The 22299-nt window shown below is 42.5% G+C and carries 11 protein-coding genes; all 11 read right to left on the bottom strand.

The annotated features are described in order from the left end of the window. Positions 1-33 precede the first annotated feature (33 nt). Entirely contained in the window at positions 34-1677 is a 1644-nt protein-coding gene (locus DR017_RS07600) for a family 16 glycosylhydrolase (protein ID WP_040360772.1), read from the bottom strand. Between the two features lie 36 nt (positions 1678-1713). Continuing rightward, positions 1714-3258, bottom strand: coding sequence for a hypothetical protein (locus DR017_RS07605; RefSeq protein WP_002677695.1), 1545 nt, complete (start codon positions 3256-3258; stop codon positions 1714-1716). 39 nt (positions 3259-3297) lie between these two features. Then, positions 3298-4779 carry a RagB/SusD family nutrient uptake outer membrane protein gene (locus DR017_RS07610; RefSeq protein WP_002677725.1) on the bottom strand — a complete coding sequence of 494 codons (1482 nt, stop codon included), beginning with the start codon at positions 4777-4779 and terminating at the stop codon, positions 3298-3300. A gap of 145 nt (positions 4780-4924) precedes the next feature. Continuing rightward, entirely contained in the window at positions 4925-7939 is a 3015-nt protein-coding gene (locus DR017_RS07615; RefSeq protein ID WP_002677965.1) for a SusC/RagA family TonB-linked outer membrane protein, read from the bottom strand. Positions 7940-8265: 326 nt separating this feature from the next. Continuing rightward, the gene (locus tag DR017_RS07620; protein WP_002677752.1) at positions 8266-11070 is read right to left on the bottom strand and encodes a triple tyrosine motif-containing protein; all 2805 of its coding nucleotides are present in this window, start codon (positions 11068-11070) and stop codon (positions 8266-8268) included. Between the two features lie 168 nt (positions 11071-11238). Then, the gene (locus DR017_RS07625) at positions 11239-12624 is read right to left on the bottom strand and encodes a glucoamylase family protein (protein WP_002677792.1); all 1386 of its coding nucleotides are present in this window, start codon (positions 12622-12624) and stop codon (positions 11239-11241) included. A gap of 235 nt (positions 12625-12859) precedes the next feature. After that, positions 12860-13732, bottom strand: a complete 873-nt coding sequence (locus tag DR017_RS07630; RefSeq protein WP_002677809.1) for a carboxylesterase family protein — start codon at positions 13730-13732, stop codon at positions 12860-12862. Further along, positions 13725-14549 (bottom strand): LamG domain-containing protein, encoded by an 825-nt coding sequence (locus DR017_RS07635; protein WP_002677780.1) that lies wholly within the window; start codon positions 14547-14549, stop codon positions 13725-13727. The genes DR017_RS07630 and DR017_RS07635 overlap by 8 nt, the downstream gene beginning before the upstream one ends. 88 nt (positions 14550-14637) lie before the next feature. After that, positions 14638-16176, bottom strand: coding sequence for a RagB/SusD family nutrient uptake outer membrane protein (locus tag DR017_RS07640; protein ID WP_002677979.1), 1539 nt, complete (start codon positions 16174-16176; stop codon positions 14638-14640). Between the two features lie 23 nt (positions 16177-16199). Next, on the bottom strand, positions 16200-19208 hold the full coding sequence (locus DR017_RS07645) for a SusC/RagA family TonB-linked outer membrane protein (RefSeq protein WP_002677667.1): 3009 nt from the start codon (positions 19206-19208) through the stop codon (positions 16200-16202). A gap of 213 nt (positions 19209-19421) precedes the next feature. Next, on the bottom strand, positions 19422-22253 hold the full coding sequence (locus tag DR017_RS07650) for a triple tyrosine motif-containing protein (RefSeq protein WP_002677902.1): 2832 nt from the start codon (positions 22251-22253) through the stop codon (positions 19422-19424). Between the last annotated feature and the right edge of the window lie 46 nt (positions 22254-22299).

Consider the following 22299-nt stretch of genomic DNA (forward strand, 5'->3'; position numbering starts at 1 on the left):
AATACGCCCCTACATAAAAAGTTTGCGATTGAATTACTGATAAATTCTCACGTAATCGATTTCAAGGCTATCTTCGGTGAAATTATTAGCTACTTGACCTCCCAATGTTCCTCCCATTGCGACGTTTAGGATGAGGAAGAATTTTTGGTTGAATGGCAATTTAGCGTTGTTGTCCATTTCGAAATAGTTCTTGTTATCGACTGCAAAGATAATCTTTTTTTCTGTCCACGTCATCGTATAGATATGAAAATCGTTTGATGTACCTGTCACAGCTGTTTCTTTGTCGTAATCACCTTGATGGTTGCTATCGGTGTCATACCAATGGCAAGCGCCGAGAATATGAGTCTTTTTATTACCTTTTTGCTCGAGCATATCTATTTCACCACATTTAGGCCAGCCCTCGGTAGCAAAGTTGTTGCCCAAGAACCACATTGCAGGCCAAGTACCTTGAGAAGCAGGCAATTTGGCTTTTATTTCCACTTTACCATATTTGAAGCCATACAATCCTTCGGTTTTGAGGCGGGCAGAAGTATAACCACCATTACCATCGGCTTTGGCAGTGATTTTTAGCACACCATTTTCCACTTTCACATTTTCGGGATTTTTGGTATAGGTTTGCAACTCGTTATTACCCCAACCGTTGTTGCCACGACCTAAATCATACGTCCATTTTGTCGCATCGGGGGTACCCGCTTTGTTAAACTCATCAGACCACACGAGATTGGTAAAACTATTTTCGGAAGGTTTGGTAGTGGTGAAAATGTGATACCAAGCAAACTGACTATTAGGTTGCATCACGCGTACGATGAGTTGGGTATCGGTAAGGCTGATGATATCATAAGTGCTTGCACCAACCCACCAGCCGAGCATACCGCCATTGGAGAGCTCGATAGCTGTACCGCGATAGGCTTTGTTGTCATACTTACCTTGGGTAGCGGCTTTGGAAGTAGAAGGGACAAAGGACACTTGTTTTTCGCCTGTAATTGTAGGTACTACATCGGTGCCGTGACATTGGTCTTTAGTTACACCTAACACCTCGGCGTAAGCTCCTGGTATAAACACGTGATTGGCAGTTTGTTTATAGGTAATACCATTGGCTGTACGGGTGAAGATGAAGGAATTTTCGAACATACAAGTACGTGTAGCATCGAACGGTGTTGCTTGCCACCAAGCGGGGTAGCCATATTCGCCATTATCGCCACTTTCTTGAGGTCCTAAGCCTGCATATCCTGCTACATTGGCAGCCCAATACCAAGTTTTAGTATCGCCTACATTCTTACCAGCGAGCATATTTTCGGCTTCAGCATCGGAGAAGGAACTATATACTTCCAATTCTAAAGACACAGAACTCATAGATCCTCCTGCACCTACAGCACTTACTACTGCTGTAAATTTGTTGGTACCTACTTTAGTATAGCGGTGTTGGATTTTACCAGAGGGAGCCATTTCGGTCTTGCCATCGCCAAAATCAATGCGGTAAGAAATGGCGTTTTGGGCGGTTACTACAAAGTTCACCAAGCCCGTGCCATCGCCGTGAGGATGAGTGTTATCAGCCCCCACGATACTAAATGAGGCATTTACATTAGAAGGAGGTGTAAGGTCTCCAAACTCGTGCTTATCTTTACAACTTATAAAGACAAAAGCAACTAATAGGGTTAAAAGATTTAAGGTTTTCATTTTAATTTGTTAATTTGGTGCGAGTTGCACGAGCAATTAATTCAGTGTTATTTCGTCGTAGTAATAAGTGGTATCATCACCTTTTTCACCAAAGTCGAAGAAAACAACTACTTTAGTGTAGGTTGCGCTGGTATCAATGCCAGTAAAATCAAAAGAAAGTTCTTCCCAAGTATTCTTTTTGGTGATACGAGCATCTACTTCTTTAGAAATATTACCCGCAGCATTCTCTAATTTTACTTTTACAACAATACCTGTTTTAGGTGATAGCGCTTTCAATTTAAGGACTTTATGAGCGTTCATATCCAAATTTTCGGAAGTGAAGAACGCACCTGCCCACGTTTGGCTACCTTTGGTACGCACCATTTTTACTACTTTAGTAGATGTATTGCCTGTAGTATTGGGGTTAGCAACTACTTCTACATTTGCCATATCACCAAAGGTAGTAAATTCGGGAGCTGTACCTTCAAAGTTTTCGATTATCACGGTATTCGACTTTTTGTAGAAATACAAGTTATCAATAAATACCGTGCCTTGTCCTACCAATTTGATTTGGTGTACATCGGTGATTACAAATCCTTGTTTGGTATAGTCGGTTAGCGGAATATCGATGCTTGTCCACTTATCGGCAGTGAGGGTCTTTTTGACGAACTTCTCACCGTCAGCACCTGTGCTTTTGCTAATCAAATAGATATCTAAAGCGGTAGCATCGGCAGTCCAAACATCTAAATGTAAGAAGTCCATCGCTGATAGGTTGATTTCTCGGGCAAATTGGATACCTTGATAATTGAGGTGAGCGTATTGCAAGATTTCATCGGTGCCCAACTTAAAGAGGTTGTAGGCAGTAGCTTGCCCCCAATTAGGGTTGAAATCGGTGTCTGCCACATTGGTATATCGTCCACTGAAAAGTGAAACGACCTCTTGTGCTTTGCAGATTGGAGGTTGGGGAGCCGCAGTAGTAGGCTGTTGCAAAGCAATTACTCGTACCGATTTTTGTACTTTGGTAGTTTGTTTGCCAGCACCTTTCACCTCTATGGTAAGGGTGTAAGTACCTGTTTGTTTATAAATGTGTGAAACTGCTTCACCTATATTGCCAGACACTGGTTTTTCATCGGCGCTCTCACCAAAATACACATCATAGGTAATCGCAAAATTTGCTTTAGCCGTTACATTCACTTTTTTAGAAACTGCTTGGTCGTTAGCCACAGTTACTTCTACATTTTCAGGGGCGCGGAACGACACCTCTAAAGGCAAGGTCACTTCGGCTTCCTTGCCAGCGATGTTCACGGCTACGATTTTCACTTGGTAACTACCTTCAGCATAAGTGTGTGTTACCGAACCACCTGCTTTTACTGTAGTGGGAGTTGCAGTACTATCGCCGAAATAGACCTTATAGGAGGTTACTCCCGTAGCTATTGGGGTGATGGTTACAGCTCCTGAGTTATCAGTACTCACCTGAAATTTTGCTGAGACATCGGTAGGAGCCGTGGCATTTTGGACGAAACTGAGGTCGTCCTTATCTTTTTCGCAAGCTACCATTCCAATAAGGAACAGTAGTGCTATTAGGGTTTTGAGTGTTTTCATTTTAATTTAGATAAGAGATAAGAGGTAAGAGGTTCGTCATTAATATCCTTGGTTTTGTTGCCAGTTACCATTAGCAAAGCGTATTTCTTCGTAAGGCACGGGGAATACTTCGTTTTTATTGGCAGTAAAGCCTTGTATTTCGGTACCTTTGCCAGTACGCACTAAGTCGAAAAAGCGCAATCCTTCACCTAAGAACTCTACGCGACGTTCTTTCCATATTGCCTCAGTAAGTGCAGAGCCAGACACGGTAACATTGTGATTTTCATCACCAAAGGCACGTTTGCGCACTTGGTTGAGATAGTCGCGAGCACGTTCATCGCTGATATTACCACGATTGAGCGCTTCGGCAGCCATTAAGAGTACATCGGCATAGCGAATGGCACGATAGTTATTAGGGTTGGTAAGGTTTTGGTCGGGGCTATTGAGGTCGCCTTTGCGAGCAATATATTTTCTATTGAAATAGCCTGTATGTTTATACCCTTCGGCATAAGTAGCGTTGTTCGCTGCTGCCCACGCTACGATATCCAAGATAGCAACATCTTTGCGGAGGTCGCCAGCTTCAAAAGCATCGACAGCTTCTTGTACGGGCACATTGAAACTATAACCAGAATCGAAAGTAGGTCCATTATAGTTGCGGATACTGTTAAACCCTACTGCCACATTCCCTTCACTACATTGCAAACACTCAAAACCAGCACCTTCAGCATCAGAATACTGTACCTCGAACACTGATTCAGCACCATTTTCACCTTCTTTTTCAAAGATAGAGGCATAATCGGTTACGAGAGAATAAGTATTGCTATGTATTACAGTTTCTAATATTTGAGCAGCTTCAGCAAATTTGTTTTGGTATAAATACACCTTGCCGAGCAGTGCTTGAGCCGCTCCTTTGGTAGCACGTCCTACTTGACCATCGGGGGGTGTTGTAGGCAAGTGAGGAATGGCAGCCAAAAGGTCTTTCTCGATAGCAGCATAGACTTCACTCACAGGAGAACGAGGTATTTTTTGTTCGTCGCCGCGTTCAAAACGTTTGTTTTCTTTGAGCGGAATAGCTCCGAACCATTTCACGAGTTCAAAATTGTAATAAGCGTGGAGGAAGTGCGCTTCGGCAATAATCACCTCTTTGCCCTCAAAAGCAGTTTTGTTTTGGAATTCCAAAATATAAGCCGAGCGGTTCACGCCTGCGAACATCCAGTCCCACAAGTTTTTGAGTTGGCTATTGATAGGGGTGTGAATCATCTGATCTATTTGTTGAAAACCAGGTACATCGGAAGCACTTTCACCCCCACAAAGCGTATTATCGGAGGCTATTTCACCCATCAGTACATTTATATACGTAGAATGCAACAGGTCATAGGCTGCAATCAGCGCATTTTGGTAATCTTCTTTAGAATTAAAGTAACTTTCAGAGTTTATCTCGTACTGTTTGGTTTTATCGAGAAAATCATCGGAACAAGCAAGGGCAAAAGCGAGGAGCATTAGCCCTACTGTCCATTTCTGTAGTTTGTATATCGTTTTCATTTGTTTATGTTTTTATATGTTATAGAACAGCCCACAAACTTCAGCTTACGCTGATAGTTTTTTCGCCCACGAATCGCACGAATTTACACGAATTTCAGCTTACGCTGATGAGATTGGTGGCTTCGCTGTTAGATGGAACGACTTTTTAGAATGAGGTATTAAATCCTAAGATAAACTGACGAGCTTGTGGATAGAAGCCGTAATCAATACCTCCACCAATAGCATCGCCAGAGGTCGCTGAAGGGTCATATCCTTTGTATTTAGTGAATGTAAAGGCGTTGTTTACTGAAAAATACACGCGGAAACTCTTCATTTTCACACTCTCTAATACCGATGTAGGAATAGAATAGCCTAACTGTATGTTTTGAATGCGCAAGAAAGAGGCATCCTCAACAAAGAAACTTGAGAACAAATTATTGGTAGTCGCCCCTGTGGTTACGCGAGGCACGCTATTGCTGGTACCCTCACCGCGCCAACGATCGAGGTACAAACGCTGACGATTTACGTTAGGTTGTGAACGCTCGTAGTTGCGCACCATCTCTTTATCGAGCTCGGCATACATATAGGTGGAAAGGTCAAAGTTTTTATACTTAGCATTGAGGTTCAAGCCCATATAGTAAGTAGCGGTAGGTTTACCCAAATAAGTACGGTCTTTAAAATCGATTACTCCATCGCCATTTACATCTTTATAACGAATGTCACCAGGTTTGGCAGGCGCCCCTAAAGCGAGTTGTGAAGGGTGCGCATCTACCTCAGCTTGGTTCTGGAAGATACCATCGGCTTGCAAACCATAGAAGTAGCCAATAGGTTGCCCTACTTCCATACGTGCAGGTGCTAACTGACCCACGCTGAAAGCTCCTCCTTCAGGAATCACATCACCATTGATTGACACCACTTTGCCGTCTAAACGGGTGATATTGTAGTTGAAGCCCCAAGAGAAAGGTTTGGTTACATCACTTCTATAACCTAACGCTACCTCAAAGCCCTTATTCTCAGTATTTCCTGCATTCACAGTAGGGTTTGAAGCTCCTGGAGCTGCTGTACCTATAATTCCTGATACTGGAAAATTAGAGATGAGCAAATCGTTGCGTTTTTCTATAAAGTAATCAAACACTAACGACAAGCGGTTGCCGAGCGTATTGAAATCAAAACCAACGTCTAACTTTTCGGCTACTTCCCATTTGGCACTTGGGTTAGGCAATTTGCCCACAGCAGTACCGCGCACTATTTGTCCGTTGAACACATACACGGCTTCCCCATTTAAAATCGCCTTATAAAGATTCTTACCGGCATTGTTACCGAGTGTACCATAACTACCGCGCAATTTGAGGAAGTCTATCCATTTGCTATCTTTCAAGAAGCCTTCATCGGAGACTTTCCAACCGGCAGTTACTGATGAAAATAGGTCGGCACGATTATCTTTAGGAAAATCGGAAGAAGCATCACGGCGCAACATTGCTGATAGGAGGTATTTGCTCTTATAATCGTATTGCAAACGACCAAAGAAAGAGGTAAGGCGCGAATCGTTTACATAGGAATTGTTCGTTTTGCTACTGTTCGTACCAGTGGTGAGACCAATATCGGCAAAATCCCAAGAGTTGTTAGGCACATCGTAGCCTGTAGCACTCAAGCCGCTGCCCCAATTGCGTTGTGCACTAGTACCTAGAGTGAGTGAAGTGTTGTGGTTTTTCCAGAAAGTTTTGTTGTAAGTAGCGAAAGTTTCCCACGTATAAGCGTGAGTTTCATTCTTATCTTGCGTTACTGTACTACGGCTACGGTTGAAAATCTTACCTGTACCAAAGAAGCTCAGCGGTTGGAAATCTTTTTTCTCATCGTTATAGGTTTTAAAACCGATGCGTGAAGTAAGGTCTAAACCTTCGATAAGATTATAACTCAACTGAAAGTTACCTTCCAAGCCATTGCCATCGTACTGATTATAGGTATTTTTAATCTGTGCTAAAGGGTTGATTACCTCATTGCCCAAGAAGCCTGTTAAATCCTCATCGTCTAATTTATAAGTAGGTGAGAAGTTCAAAGCGTTGAAGAGCACTGCACCCAAACCGTTTTCCTCAATGGTTTTGCGCTTGTTGTTGTAATAGTTGGCAGTGAAGTTCATTTTGAGTTTAGAAGTGATATCGGCACCCAAACTCACTTTCACATTATTGCGTTTGAAGTTAGATTTTTCAGGAGCGACAATACCGTCCTGAGTGAGGTGAGAAGCACCAAAATAATAACTGAATTTCTCACCACCGCCAGAGATGCTGGCAGTTACATCGGAAATTGTCGTATTCTTGAAGACCTCATCTTGCCAATTGACACCTTTACCTAAAGCAGCTAAATTGCCAAAAGGTAATGGCTGACCGTTGGCGGCATAACTTTCGTTGAGCAAAGCAGCATACTCGGTAGCATTCATATAATCCAACTTTTTGGTAGTTTGCTGGATACCTGCATACGAACTGATTTTCACTTCTAAAGGTGTATTTTTACGTCCACCCTTAGTAGTTACAAGCACTACCCCATTGGCTCCTTTGATACCATAGATAGCTGCTTGTGCATCTTTTAGTACAGTAAGACTCTCGATATCCTCAGGATTGATACTATTGAGTGCCCCTTCATAACCATCGATAATTACCAAAGGCTCGTTGCTACCATTAGAACTCACCCCGCGAATGAGAATGTTGATTTTACCCCCTGGAGAGCCTGAAGCCTTGTTTACACTCACCCCTGAGGTAGTACCTTGCAGGGCAGTAGCGGCATCTACCGGTTTGAGGTCGTCGATAGTTTTCGCATCCACTACTGATACAGAACCCGTTACGTCCTTTACCTTTTGAGTGCCATATCCAATAAGCACCACTTCACCGAGGGTTTGAGTATCCTCTTCCAAAATGATATTTAGCGGATTGCCATTGGCTACCATTTTCTCTTGGGTAGTGTAGCCTACATAAGAGAAAACTAACAACTGACCTTTTTTGACGTTTTCTAAGGTGAAATTCCCGTCAAAATCGGTAGAGACACCGTGTGAAGTGCCTTTGACCACTACTGAAACCCCTATCATAGGAGTACCTGTAGCGTCTTTCACATTTCCTTTTATGCGATAAGTTTGAGCCATTGCCAAACTTGTACATAAAAACAGTAGAATAGGTAAGAAAAATGTTTTCATATATATTGCTTTTTCTTTCTTTTGGTTTATGTTTTAATTACAGCGCAAATATAAACGCAATTTTTCAACACACAAAAGATTTTACCTATACAAAAAATATACAAGGGTTATTTTTTTAGGTTTGTATAGTTGATTATTGATAAGTTTCATTTTTTAATTGATTGTAATATAGTACGTTTATAAATATTCTACAAAGTGAATGTAAAGGTAAAAAACAAGTAAAAGTATCTGTTAAAAAACGGGGTTGTATAGGTAATGTATAGGTGATAGAATGTTAAATAGCCTTTGCCAAAGTCTAAGGACTTTGGCAAAGTGTAGTGATAATTTTAGAGTTTTAAAATATAATCGGTGAGGTTTTGATTGCGTTCTAAAAGCATCTTTTTGCGGAGGCGATAACGCTTGATCTCTATACTTTGGGTAGAGATGTTTAGCAATGGGGCTATTTCTTTGCTAGAAAGGTTCAATCGCAGGTAAATACAGAGTTTGATGTCATTGGGGGTTAAATCGGGGTGGAGGGCTTTGAGGCGGGTGAGAAAATCACGGTCGGTTTGGTTAAAAATATCTTGAAAATGTTCCCAGTCGCCTTCACTGTTGATATTGTCGTCCACAATATGCAACACTTCTTTGCTATTACCACTGCTCAAAAGCGCTTCTTTGATACTCATCAGCAGTTCGTTTTTGCGCACTATGCTCATAGTAGTTGCTGCCAATTCACGGTTTTTGCTCTCTACTTCACTTTGGAGTTTATCATTGCGGAGTTGCATCACGGTGCGGTCGTTCTCTAATTGTATCAGGGCGAGTTCTTTTTCTTTTTCTTGCTCTACTTTTTTCTTATGACGCTTGTAATGCACTCTATACACGCGATGCACCACCAAGAGCAATCCGCATAGAAGTGCAATGTAAAAGGCTATCATCACATTGGTGGCATACCAAGGTTTGCGAATTACGAAATGAAAAGAGGCGGTGTTAGGTGATATGGCATCTCCCACTTTGGCTCTTACCAAAAAAGTATAGTCGCCAGCAGGCAGGTTTTCAAAACGCACAGTAGCCTCTTCACTCCAATCGCTCCAATGCTCATAAAGTCCTTTGAGTTTATATTGGTATACCGATGGAAACATACCACAATAAGCAGGCACGCTATAACTAAAAGTGAAGTTGTTTTCGGTATGATTGAATTCTATTTCTTTGGTATCTAAGGCTATAGCACGCAAAGCCCCCTCTACCCTACTGCTAGCAATGTGTTCTATATGCACCTCGTAGGGGGTATGGGTTACTTGGTTGAATACAAAACTCATAAAGCCCGTGCTAGTACCCAACAGACAGTCGCCTTCGCGGTATTCATAAAGATTTTCATAGCCTACAAGGTCTTTGCGGAAGGATGCTGAGAGAGGCATTTTTTTCAGTTGAGGAACATTGTCGAGTTTGCCTTGTGCTATCTTCACGATATTGTGCTGAGTAAATGCCCACAAGCCCTCGTCCTTGCCTTGCACAAGCGTACCCGATAGGTAACTATCTTGGTGGAAGAGCTGCTGTGTAAGGGCTTCATCTTGTACAAATTTATGCGTTGTAGTGTTGTATTTAAACAAACCTTTTTCGGTGAAATACCAAATCTCATTGCGGTATTTGGCAATTGCCGACTTGCGCCCCATTGGGGCAGAAGTTTCTTTGTGTACTTGGGTTACTTTGGTAAAATCATCATTCAGTTGCAAGCGGAAAACCCCTTTGTACTCGTGGCTCACCAATAGTTCGGTAGGTGAGATAAACTCAAAAAACCTACTCGACACGTTGAATCCCTCTATTTTATTGCGATACTGCCAACGCCCATCTTTCTTTTCAAGCAAATGCAAGCCTTCGTAATTGCCTTGCAAGAGCCAATTAGAATATCCTGCTATAGGTTTTACATCCCACGTACCCAATAGGTTACATATAGAGGTAGCTTGGTGATTCTCTATAATAAACGTACCCGAATTATGACCGCAGAACAGTGTATTTTCCACTACTTTTAGTTGCCATACCTGTCCGTTAGTTCCCTCAACAAGACTGAATTTACTATTCGATTGCAAGGGGAAGGGGGTGTAGAACAATCCTTGATTGGTACCCAAATACAAGGTTCCTTGATGTACGATGGAGGTGTAGACTGCCCCGAGTATCCCCTCATAATCTTTATACAAACGGAAAGGTGAAAAGAAATTCACCATACTGATACCATTGTCTAATCCCAGCCATACATTGTGTTCTTTGTCCTCAAAAATAGAGAGTACTGTGTTGTTTTGCAAGCCTTCTTTTTGTTGCAAATGTTCCAAAAGCTCGCCCTTAGCAGAAATTCTATACACGCCTTTGGCAATAGTTCCTAACACCAATGAGCCGTCGCTTAGTCGTTCGCAACTATATATATTGAGGGTGTTAATCAATTGAGAAGCGCTTACTTTCCACGCTTCAATTTGGGTAGGAGTACCTTCGTAAATTCCTTTGTCTTGGGTAACGAATAGAAAGTGTTCTTTTTGAGGAAGTAGATTGATGAGGATATGTTCGCGAAAGAGAGGATGATCGGTAACTAATACTTCTTCACCATTGACGAGCTTGAATAAGCCTTCTTTCATCTTTTGGAAATAGATATGTTCACCTATTTTGAAGATTTTAGGTAGGTGATGAGTAGCGCTAATTATCTTAAAACGCTGTTGTTGAGTGTCGTAAATAAAGATTTTATGCAGCGATTGGAACAATACCCAGCGATCGGAAAAGATGATTTTCCATATTTCTTCATCTTCTATATCGGTGGGGTTTAATTGGCGGCTTAAAGAGGTGTATTGCAGTTCGTTGAATTTGTTAGGTTGCCAATAGCCAAATTCGGCAAAACCTCCCGTATAAAGGGTGTTGCCTTTGGCACTTACGGCACGAGCAATGGCTCCGTTGGGCAAAGGGTAACGCTGCCACACTACCCCATTGAACTCCAAAAGACCTATGTTATTAGCAAAATATATCTTCTTATTGTCAGCTTGACATATTTTCCAATTCTGGCTTTCCCCCTTATATTCTGAGGGGGTATAGTTATAGATAGGAGGTAACAATTGTGCGTGTATCATCATTCCCCACCAACCTATCAAAATACATAGAAAAACACGCATACGCATAAGGTATAGAGTTTTAGTTGCTGGCAAAGGTAGAAAGTAATTTGTTAATTAACAAATTAGAGACTAGAAAAAAGGATAAATAACCTTTGTCAAAGGTAAGAGCCGCACGGGCAATTAAAAACTTTGGCAAAGATCGTAGCACGATGGGCAGAAAGTAAGAAGTTGTGGTTATTGCACCTTAAAGTTTAGTTTTTTGAGTCCTTGTTGTACTTCGGGGCAACTCATAAAGAGTTTCCATACGAAACCTGTGCGGTGGTTTTCTATCATTGGGGCAATAGTGAGCTGGTCGATTGCGAGATAGCGTTTAGGATACCAAACTGCTTGCTCGCTGAAAGCATCGTAGAAGCCGTATTTACCCCATATCACATCTCCTAAATCGTAATAGAAATGTTTGAGGGCTGCCATAGATTCTTGAGGTGTATAAGGGAAGCTGGAAAGGGCGGCAGTAGGCACAATTACCCCTAAATCGTTAGTTGGTTGGTGGGCTGAGTAGCCTTTTACTGAATAGCTGGCGGTAAGTCCCCAGCAGTTTGCTCCATAACCTTTATAACCTTTGGGGTTTTCTACACAATATTTGTAGTTGATAAGGGTGTGATTGCGGTTCAAATCCCAGTAATTGGCGTAATCATCGCTGAGTCCTTTGGGGTTCAAGCCTATGTACGAATAATGTGCCCAAAATAGAGGACCTCCGTATTGCTCTGCGCCGTTGTGTTTGAGAATCAATGGCAGATTGTAAGTTACCTGAGAGCTTTTGATAGCTCCTCCACGTGCCCAACCGTTGTGATAAGCCGAAGCAGGAATGGTGTGCGTAGGCGAAGATGCTGCCAAAATATAGGTAATCAGGCATTCGTTATAACCTTTGAGCGGGAAATTCATCTGCCAATCGTAATCAGGACTCCAATGCCAATAGAGTACCTCTTGTCCGTTGAGATACCAATCCCATTCCATTTCGCGCCACAATCTATCAATGCGCTGGGCTAAGGATTTTTCGGTATCGTTGCCATCTTTGAAATACTGACGCACGCAGAGCAAGCCCTGCATCAAGAAAGCACTTTCTACAAGGTCGCCCCCATTGTCTTTTTGCCCGAAAGGTTTGGTTTTACCGGTACGACCATCAATCCAGTGCGACCATACCCCGTGATAGCGGTCGGCTTTCTCCAAGAAAGTTACGATTTTAGTAAATCTTTCTACTGCCTCAGCACGAGGGATAAAACCGCGTTCTACGCCTACCAATAGCCCTGCAATCCCAAAGCCCGAACCTCCCGTAGTGATGATATGAGCATCATCGGAAGGGACATCTATATGATTGCGTTCAGGGGCTAAACCCGAATTAGGTTCTGCTCCCTCCCACATATAGTTGAGGTGCGCACGCTGGATATAATCTAAGAAAGCTTCATCGGAAGCAAATTCCATTGGGCGGTTCTTTTCGGTAGGTGGCTGAGGAGTAGGGTTTTCTACCATCTTTTTATTGTCCTTGCTACAACCGCAAGAAACAAAGAGCAGGAGGAAAGCTAAAAGTGAAAAGTGAATCGTGAAAAGTTTGTTTTTGTTCATAATAATATTTTTAAGATTTTAGTAAAAAACTTGTTTTTTGTAAAGAAAGTAGCTGAAAAAGTTCTATTTATGTGGGCGTTTGCAAAACGCCCGTACATAACATACTTCAAAAATTATTAATAATCAGAGTAGTCAACTTTGCCAAAGGTACAAGCCGTACGGGCAAGAAACTTTGGCAAAGTGTAGTGACAGATTTTAGTGAATCGTGAAAAGTTTGTTTCTGTCTATAAGAGCATTATTTCTTTTTAAAAGTCCATTGCAAGAAGTCTGGGGTGTTGAAAGCGGGATGCCAAGCGTTGTGATTTGCCCCGTAGAACTCTATATATTCGGCTTTTTTGCCGGTAGTTTTCAGGGCTTTATAGGCTTCACGCGAATAGGTTACCGGTATCACATCATCGATATCACCGTGATAGAAACGGAATTTTGTTTTCCCTTTGAACTCGCGCATACGCTCTATATTGGTCGCCCCGCATATAGAAACGGCTTTGGCAAAGGTATTGGGGAAGCGATACACCATATCCAAAGTAGCAATCGCCCCCATTGAAATGCCCATAATATACACTCGTTTAGGGTCGATAGGGTAAGTAGCTAAAGTCTCATCTAAAAGTTCCTTCACCAAGCGCAAGTGTTTGGTGATAGGCACTTCTTTAGGCAGTGGATTAGCCGTATTCTTATACCCTTGATCGGGGCGTTTTTCAAGCGACCAATACGCACCCTCAGGACATTGAGGGAATAGCACAAAGCAAGGGTATTTATCTCGGTTCGCAGGATTGCTAAACACTGTACCCCCATTGCGCAACTGACTTACATTGTCGCTCCCCCTCTCCCCTGCCCCGTGCAAGAAAAGCACTAAAGGGTATTTCTTGCCTTCTTTTAGTTGCTCGGGCTGCAAGAAACGATAAGGCATTGTGTCCTGCTGTGCGGTAATGTAACGCTTTTTAGCAAAGGCTTCATTTTGAGCAGAAAGAGGGAACGAAAGAAAGAAAAGTAACAAACATAGTTCTAAAAGTTTTGTATTCAGTCCTCGAACCACCAAAGAGGGACAAGCCGCAAAGGAGATTGGAGAAAAAGGGTTATTTTTTATGTAAATATCATTCTTTTTATTCATTATACAAGGCTTTTATCTGTTCATCGGTAAGGGCTTGATTGTAGAAACCAAAGTTGTCTAACTTGCCAGGGAAGGATTGTGCCCAATTTTGTGCTTTGTCTGACGATTGAGGAGGATCGGTTTGGAAACCAAAAGTTCCTAATACCAAATCACCCATATTGTTGTAGACAATTCGTCCCCAACCTGTAAGGGCACGCGTAAAAACAATTTCGCCATTTTTGAAAATGTGTAACACTTCTGTTTTGTGATTGTAACGGAAGGTCATAAACACCCAATCACCAATAGTACCAGGGATTTTGGTCTCTACCCAATTTTCTTTAGTACCATTGAAGAGGTGCATTTTAAAACGTCCTTCGCCAGCAGTATTGTTGCCATCTAAGAAAATATCGAGGTTACCCCAGAACTTTTTAGTATTAGGAATTGAAAAGACACCTGTACCTTTATTCACTTGAGGGGAATTCATCCAGAAAGCTACTGTAAAACTACCGAGGTTAGCTATCGTATCTTTCAGAGATATATCGCCAGCAAAGCGCGCCGTGCGAGGAGAGATAAACACATAAGTACCTTCACCCCCTTGGTAGGCTTTGCCTTTTTTGCCTTCTGTATAGGTAACATTGCCCTTAGGAAGTGTAGGAACCTTGTATCTACTCACATTTTTTGCATTACTCTCAAAGGTAAACAAGAGCTTTTGAGGGTTGTACTGAGGGATTACCTCCTCAGGATAATCGAAAGGCGGGTCTTGGTCTAAATCTTGATAGCAGCTGGTAAAAGCTATAAGACCTGCCATAAAGCTGATATAAAATATATACTTTTTCATTTTTAGATAAGAGATAAGAGGTAAGAGGTAAAAGATGACGTGATGTTACCTGACAGCTGACACCTAATACCTGAAACCTGTTAGCTAATTAATAATTAGGGTTTTGGATAAGCACTCCGTTGGAACGGTCGATTTGCGCTTGAGGCAAGGGCAAGAGGCGGTGTTTGGTTTGATAAGCGGTTTTGCCCGCGTTATGCAGGGTTTCCACATCTATATTCCAGCGCACTAAATCGTAGAAACGATCGAATTCCATAGCGAGCTCTACACGGCGTTCGTGGCGAATGGCAGTGCGCAAATCACTTTGGACAGTGGTTGTAACGGCAGGTAGGATTGCGTTGTTGCCTGCCCGTGCTCTTGCACGCACTTGCTCTAAATAGACGAGTGCTTGGGCACTGTTGCCGAGTTCGTTAGCAGCTTCAGCAGCCATTAAAAGCACATCGGAATAGCGAATAAGGCGGATATTGAACCAATGTCCGCTTTTGCTATAGGTACTGCGCAAAGCGGGATTGGTATAGGCTTTTTTGTTGTAATACTTGTTTACCACATTGCTTGCCGCTATAGGTTTCTCATTATAAGGCGTATTAGGTTGCATAGTAGCAGCTTCGGCTTCACTTTTGGCAAAATAGAGCAAGGTTTCATTTTTGCGAGGGTCGCCTGCTTCAAAAGCATCGGCTAAAAGCTGGGTAGGGCAATTCCACCCCCAACCTAAGTTCCATTGTCCCGAACCGCGCACTCCTTGTACTTGTGCAAACTGACTACCTACCTCATTAGAATCAGGGTATTGCGCATTGGCAGTACATTGTAGTTCCAAGATAGACTCGGGGCAGTTCTCGCCTTCTTCTCTAAACACTTTATTGAAAGGGGTACTGAGGTTGTACAAACCACTGTTAATTACATCGGTGCTAGCAGTGTACATCGCTTGCCAATTAGAGCGCATCATATAAGTTTTGGCGTGTAGCGCGCGTGCTGCCCCCCAAGTGAGGCGCCCTACGTACACGGCACCCCAAGTGCGGGGCAAAACAGCTTCGGCAGCTGTAAGATCGGCATCGATGAGTTCATAGATTTTATCAACGCTTGCCTTAGGTTTATTAGCATCCTCATCTTTATAGATGCGGAAATTGATAAGAGGCACTTCGCCAAAAGCACGCACCAAGTTGAAATAAGCAAAAGCGCGGAAGAAATGAGCCTCTCCCCTATTGATTTTATCGGCATCGGTGAGCGCACTTTGGTCGGCTTTAGCTATTTTGTCGAGCACGGTATTCGCGAGGTGTACTACTGCTAAATTATCTACATAATAACTATTGATATTGCCATTGGAGGCTACATAGTTGAAATCGTCGAACATTGCAGCCATACCTGCCCCATCGCTGGCAATAGAGCCTTTTTCGGCATCTTCACTACGAAAGCTGTGAATAGCTAAAGCTGTATTCCCTGAGGTTATAGAGAATCCGCGCAATTTGGCGTACAATGTAAAAACATCGGCTTCATAAGCGCCCGATACGCCATTTTGGTCGCCATCAACCCATTCGCCTTGTGGCTCTTGGTCGAATTTGTTGCAATGGGTAAAGAGAGCGAGACTCGCTGCCATCCATCCTATTGCTATGATATGATATATATTCTTTTTCATAATTATCAATTGTTAATTGTTAATTAAAACGTGAGGTTCACCCCGTAGGTAACAATCATTGGCATAGGGTAAGTACCATTATCAATACCAAAAGCTAAGGCACTACCGCCAATTTCGGGCACATAGCCCGTGTTCTTATGCCAAGTTTTGAGATTTTGCACATTGGCATAGAAGCGCAATTTCTGTACTTTGAAACGTTGTACTACTTCCTGTGGCAAGCTATAGCCCAACTGCACATTGCGGAAGCGGAAAAAGCTACCATCTTCTATATAATACGATGAATTTTGCTGATTGATAGCCCTGCTACTATCTAATATAGGTTCCCAATTAGAAGTACCTTTGCCGTGCCAACGGTTCAAACGGTGAGCTTGGTAGTTGAGGGCAGCATAGTTGCTCTCCCCCCAACCGCGGTAGATTTCGTTGCCATAAGCTCCCATAAACTCGGCAGTGAGGTCAAAACCTTTGTAGCCGAGATTTACACTAAATCCATAAGTGAAATCGGGGGTAGGGTTGCCTATCATCGTGCGGTCTTTACTATCGATTACACCATCGCCGTTTATATCTTCAAATTTGAGATCCCCAGGTTTTACAGTAGCTATATTGTTAGCAGGCGAAGTATCGATATCTTCATAAGTTTGATACACGCCTTTCACCTTATAACCATAGAAGTGACCAATAGGGTAACCTGCCAAAGTACGCGCTACAGAATTGTGTTCGTAGAGCGCATCATTATCTCCCCTACCGAGTGATAACACCTTGTTGTCGATAGTGGTAAGGTTAGCACTTACACCATAGCTAAAACCACTTTCCTTGCGTTGGTCTTGCCAAGAGGCTGAAAACTCCCAACCTTTGTTTTCAATCTCACCAAGGTTTTCCAAAGAGTTCTTAGCGCCCGCAATACCGCTGAGCAGCACGATGAGGTCTTTAGTTTTCTTGTGATAATACACAGGTTCTACGCTGAGGCGATTGCCCAAGAAGCGGAATTCGGCACCAGCTTCCCACGCATAAGTTTTTTCCCAACCTAAATTTTGCACTAAATAAGCAGGTGCATAGCCCGTGATGATACGGTCGCCAAAGACGGCACTGCCCGAAGATTGCAAGATAGGATAAGTAGGGTAGTTTCTACCGCCTGTATTTTGGTTACCCAAAACGCCCCAAGAGCCTTTGAGTTTGAGGTAATCTACCACTTTTTGGTTTTTCATAAAAGCTTCTTCACTCACTACCCAGCCAGCCCCGAAGGAATAGAAATTATCCCACGTATTGCCCAAGCGATGGAATACTGAAGCTCCATCACGGCGGAAAGAAGCGTTAAACAAATAGCGATTGCCATAACTATACAAACCGCGCACTAAATACGACATTGTAAAACGGTGATGCTGACTGCTGCCATTGGATAGATTGGTACCGCTGATAGAAGAAATCCACCATTTATCGGGGTTTTCGGGGATACCGAACACAATATCGTTTACGTGTTGGTTTCTGCCAGCAGAAAGTTCACTACGCTCAGTATAGTTCGTGGTAAGTCCGCCAGTGAGGGTGATATTGTGGTCGCCCATTTGCCTTTTGAAGGTGAGGATGTAATCCTGTTGCGTATCGACAGTAGTAGATTTAGATTGCTTGATCTCCTCGCGTTCGGTAAGTCTTTCTCTTTTTTGGGTATCAGGGTTGTAGACCCGAATGATGGGTGAGAACTCACGATTTTCACCTATGCGGTAATCCATAGAAAGAGTTGCTTTGAAAGTGAAATACTTCAAAAAATCCAACTCACCATATACATTGCCCGCCAAACGATGATTCAAACCTTTGTTGTGATTGGCACGTGTTTCTACATCGATAAGCGGATTCCACACTTGGGCACGCTGGAAGTTAGGCATTATATTTAGCAAACCCGATTGAGTGTCGTAAGGGGCTACAATAGGAGCTGCTTTTAGGGCTGTACCGACCCCTTTGGCATCGATAGGGAGGGTGCGAGAACCATTGGCTTGGAAGCCAAAGCGCAGATAATCAGTTACATTGTAGTCGCTGCTGAGGTTGAGGGTGTATTTGGTGAGTTTTTCGTGCTTGATAGAACCCTCTTCATCAGTATAGCCTGCTCCCATATAGAAGCGCCCTTTCTCACCAGAAGTGGCAATGCTCACATTGTGGTTGTACACCCACGCACGCTGAAAGATTTGGTCTTGCCAATCGGTATTGGCTTGATAGTGTGTATAATCAAAAGGGGCGGCACCTTTGTTAGCCAAATCCTCGTTGTAGAGCGTTTTGAAGCCTTCGGCATCGGTCATTGCAACGCGGTCTTCCACAGATTTAAGCCCTACAGAAGAATTGAGATTCACGATGGTTTGTCCTTTTTTGGCTTTTTTGGTGGTAATGATAATCACCCCATTAGCCCCGCGAACCCCAAAGATAGCAAGCGAAGAGGGGTCTTTGAGGATTTCCATAGACTCGATATCCTGCGGGTTGAGGTAGTTGATATTATCGGTAAAGAGCCCATCGACTACATAGAGAGGAGTATAGCCATTGATAGAGTTTGTACCGCGGATACGAATTTCGGGGTCTTGTCCTGCACGCCCTGTATTGACGATTTGTACCCCAGCGACCTTTCCTTGAATAGAAGCCAAGGGGTTAGCTGAAGGTCTATCGGCAAAGGCATCGGTTTTGAGGCTAGCGATAGAGCCCGTGAGGTCTCGTTTTTGAGCTGCCCCATAGCCTATAACAACCACTTCCTTGAGTTGTTGTGTATCATCTTTGAGAGCAATCTCTAAGTAGTGGCGTCCAGCTACTACTTTCACATTTTGGGTTTCCATACCTATGTAGCTAATTTCTAACACATCACCCGGTGAAACTTTATCGAGTGTAAAGTTTCCATCGAGGTCGGTTGAAACGCCGCGGGTCGTACCCTTCACAATTACATTAGCTCCTGGAATAGGGTTTTTAGTCCCTGCTTCAAATACTTTCCCTCTCACTATATTAGGTTGTGCATAAGCAGCAAGAGAGAGAAAGGTTATCAGGAAGAAAAACAACAGTTTTTTCATTTCCGTACGTTTATTAAAGAATTTATGTCGCAAAGTTCCTTATTCTTTCTTTTATATGCAAAAAAACAGGTTCGCTTTCACTACTACAATGTTAAAATAATTTGTTAAAGGACTACGTCATTACTACTACAACGTTTTGTAACTAATTTATAATCTTTTGGTTAAGGAGGGGATTTTTAGGGTAAGAGATAAGAAGTAAGAGATAAGAAAATGTTAATTGAATTGAGCGAAGAAATCGTAAAGATTATCTTCTTCGGCTAATTGGAGTTTTTTGCGCAATCGGTAGCGGGCAGTTTCTACCCCTCTAAGAGATACATTTTGCATAGTTGCAATTTCTTTGGATGTATAGTTAAGCCTGATAAGCACTGCCAAACGCAAATCGGTGGGGGTGAGTTGCGGATAGAGTTCTTTGAGTTTTTTGAAGAAATCTTTGTGTATAAGATCAAAGTTTTCTTGGAATACTTGCCATTGGTCTTCTTGAGAGATGTTCTCGCGTATGTGTTGCAAAATTAACCTACTTTTGGCTTTGCTCACTTTTTGGTTATCCATCAATTCTTCGAGTTCTGTAATGAGATTGGTAAGGAACTCGTTGCGGGTGATGTTCATCATAGTAGCTTCGGCTAACGATTTGCTCTTGTAGTCTAACTGAGCCATTAGCATTTGGTTTTGCAATTTAGTTACTTCCTGTTCTCGTGCTTCTAACAAGCGCTGACGGCGCAGGCGTTCACGCAAATACGAACGCTCTTTTTTCTTCATTTTATAGCGCAAATAGAGAGCTGTAACCAATGCTCCTGCACCTATAAATCCCGCCAAATACAATATATAAGCCCATACACTTCTGTACCAAGGAGTGGTTACCGAAAAAGGAAAAGTATAATGAGATAATGTTTCACCTAACTCGTTGAGCATCTTCACTTTTAGTTGGTAATGCCCTGAAGGAAGGTTTTGGTAATTCACTTTAAAATCATTAGTAACTTCTCGCCAGTGCTTGTCGTACCCCTCTAACTGATACCATAAATGACAATACTCTTTACTAAAATTAGGATATTGAAAATCAAATAATAAATTATTTCTACTATAAGGAATAGAAGCGTGAGGAGTGATACTTTCCAGTGTATATTGGTCGGTTGAGCGATTGTAGGTGCGGAAAGTTTTCAAGCTAAGGTTATTAGGAAATTTCACTTGAGGAGTTTTGGGTGTATAACGCGCAATACTGCCATCTAAACAGAAATAAGTATCCCCATCGGGGGTAACAAAAGCGGCAGCACGCTCCTCACTTGCAGGATGTTGCAACTGGCTAAAGGCTATTTTTTCCTCTATTTTATACTGACCATTAGCAAAGGATACTAAGTGATAATCGGTAGGGGTGATGAACCAAAATCGGTTGTCGTTCACGGGTACTATATGGCGAGTGGTTGCGAGTTGTGGCAATTGCTCATTGAGGAGTGTGTAAGGCAGAATGGTTTGCTTGTCGTCGTTGTAGTCATACCACTGTTGCCCATCGGCAAAGATTATTTTACCGCGTAATTTCAGTAATTTGAGGGATTCTTTGGTTTTGAGTTGGTCGTACGTTACTTTGTGTTGTACGCTTTTAAGGTCTTCGGAGAGAGAGAGTTTGCTCACGCCTCTATAGGTGTGGTTCGTCCATATATTACCAAAAGCATCTATTTCCACACGATAGGTAAGATCAAAATAACCATTTACGATATGAGAGGGCACCCAACGACCCGCAGCATCTTTTTTATAAATGGTAAGCACCGAGTAGGACGAGCCTACTAGCACTTCCTGACCGTGGATAACTCCTTTTTTCAAATCCATTCCTCCTACTCCTACATTATCAAGAGGTTGTAACTGATTGTCTTTAAGTTCTGAAACACCTTTGTTATGCCCTACAAACAGCTGGTGGTCATACTGCTTCACAAACCACACTTGATTAGAGAAATTAGGGATTTTGGAGAGATTCCCCTCTTTAAAAGTGTAGACACCTTTGTTAGATGCTAAATAATACACATTGTTTTTCAGTGCCATATCGCTTATGAGCTCTACATCGCCATTGAGGTTTAGATAGCGCAACTTACTTGGGATTTCTATCATTGCCAAGCCATTATCTAAGGCTGCCCATAGGTTGTGCTGGGCATCTTCATAGAGCCCCAAAACAGTGTTGTTATTCAGTCCGTTTTTCTTATGGATATGTCCAAGAATCTTTCCACTATGAGGGTCTATGGCGTATAATCCTTCGGTGAGTGTTCCTAAAATGAGCAGATTGTTAGCAGTGAGCAATGCTCGGTTGATACGAAGTGAGGGGAAGAGGGCATCCATTTCGGTAGGGAATTTGCGCAGTTCGGCGGTAGAGGGGTTATAGTGAAAAAATCCGTTTTTATTGGTTACCAAAAGCAATTCATTTTGGAAAGGAATGATTTCTATCACTATCCCGTTGAGCTGTTCTGCCGAGAGTTCCATACGAAGTTTTTGCTGAGCATCAATGAGATAAAAGCCAGCATTCATACCCTGCATATAGAGTTTGTTGCCGTAGGGAAACATTGCAAAGGGGGCAGGTTGAGAAGTGAATGCTTGTACCTGAGAGCCATCGTACACGAAATAAGAAGAGAAGGTTTGGAAATATATTTTTCCTTGGTATTTGAAGATTTGCCATACTTCGTCGTTGTGAAACGAATAACCTTTGAGCTGGTCTTTCAGCGAAGTATATACCAATCGGTTTTGAGCATTGCGCTGAAAATACCCAAATTCTTCAAAGGAGCCGACATATACGCGCGAGTTAGGGTTGCTACTATCGGCGAATACCGAACGCGCAATTTTCTTTTGTGGCAAGTAGTGCAGTTGCCATACTTGTCCGTCGAAAGTAAGTAGCCCTTGGTTGTTAGCTACATAAAGTACACCATCCTCACACTGAGTTACTTGCCAGTTTTGCATCCCTGCCTTATATTGAGTTTGAGAGTAGTTGTAGATAGGAGGCAGGAGCGAAAGGTTCTGACTTTGGGCAATAGTGCTAAAGAATGTAAGTAATGAGATAATGAAGAGTTTCATATCTATTGCATATTAGTGAGCGACAAAGGTAGTAATAATTTTTTAA

The sequence above is a fragment of the Capnocytophaga sputigena genome (genome assembly GCF_900446695.1).
Classification (GTDB): domain Bacteria; phylum Bacteroidota; class Bacteroidia; order Flavobacteriales; family Flavobacteriaceae; genus Capnocytophaga; species Capnocytophaga sputigena.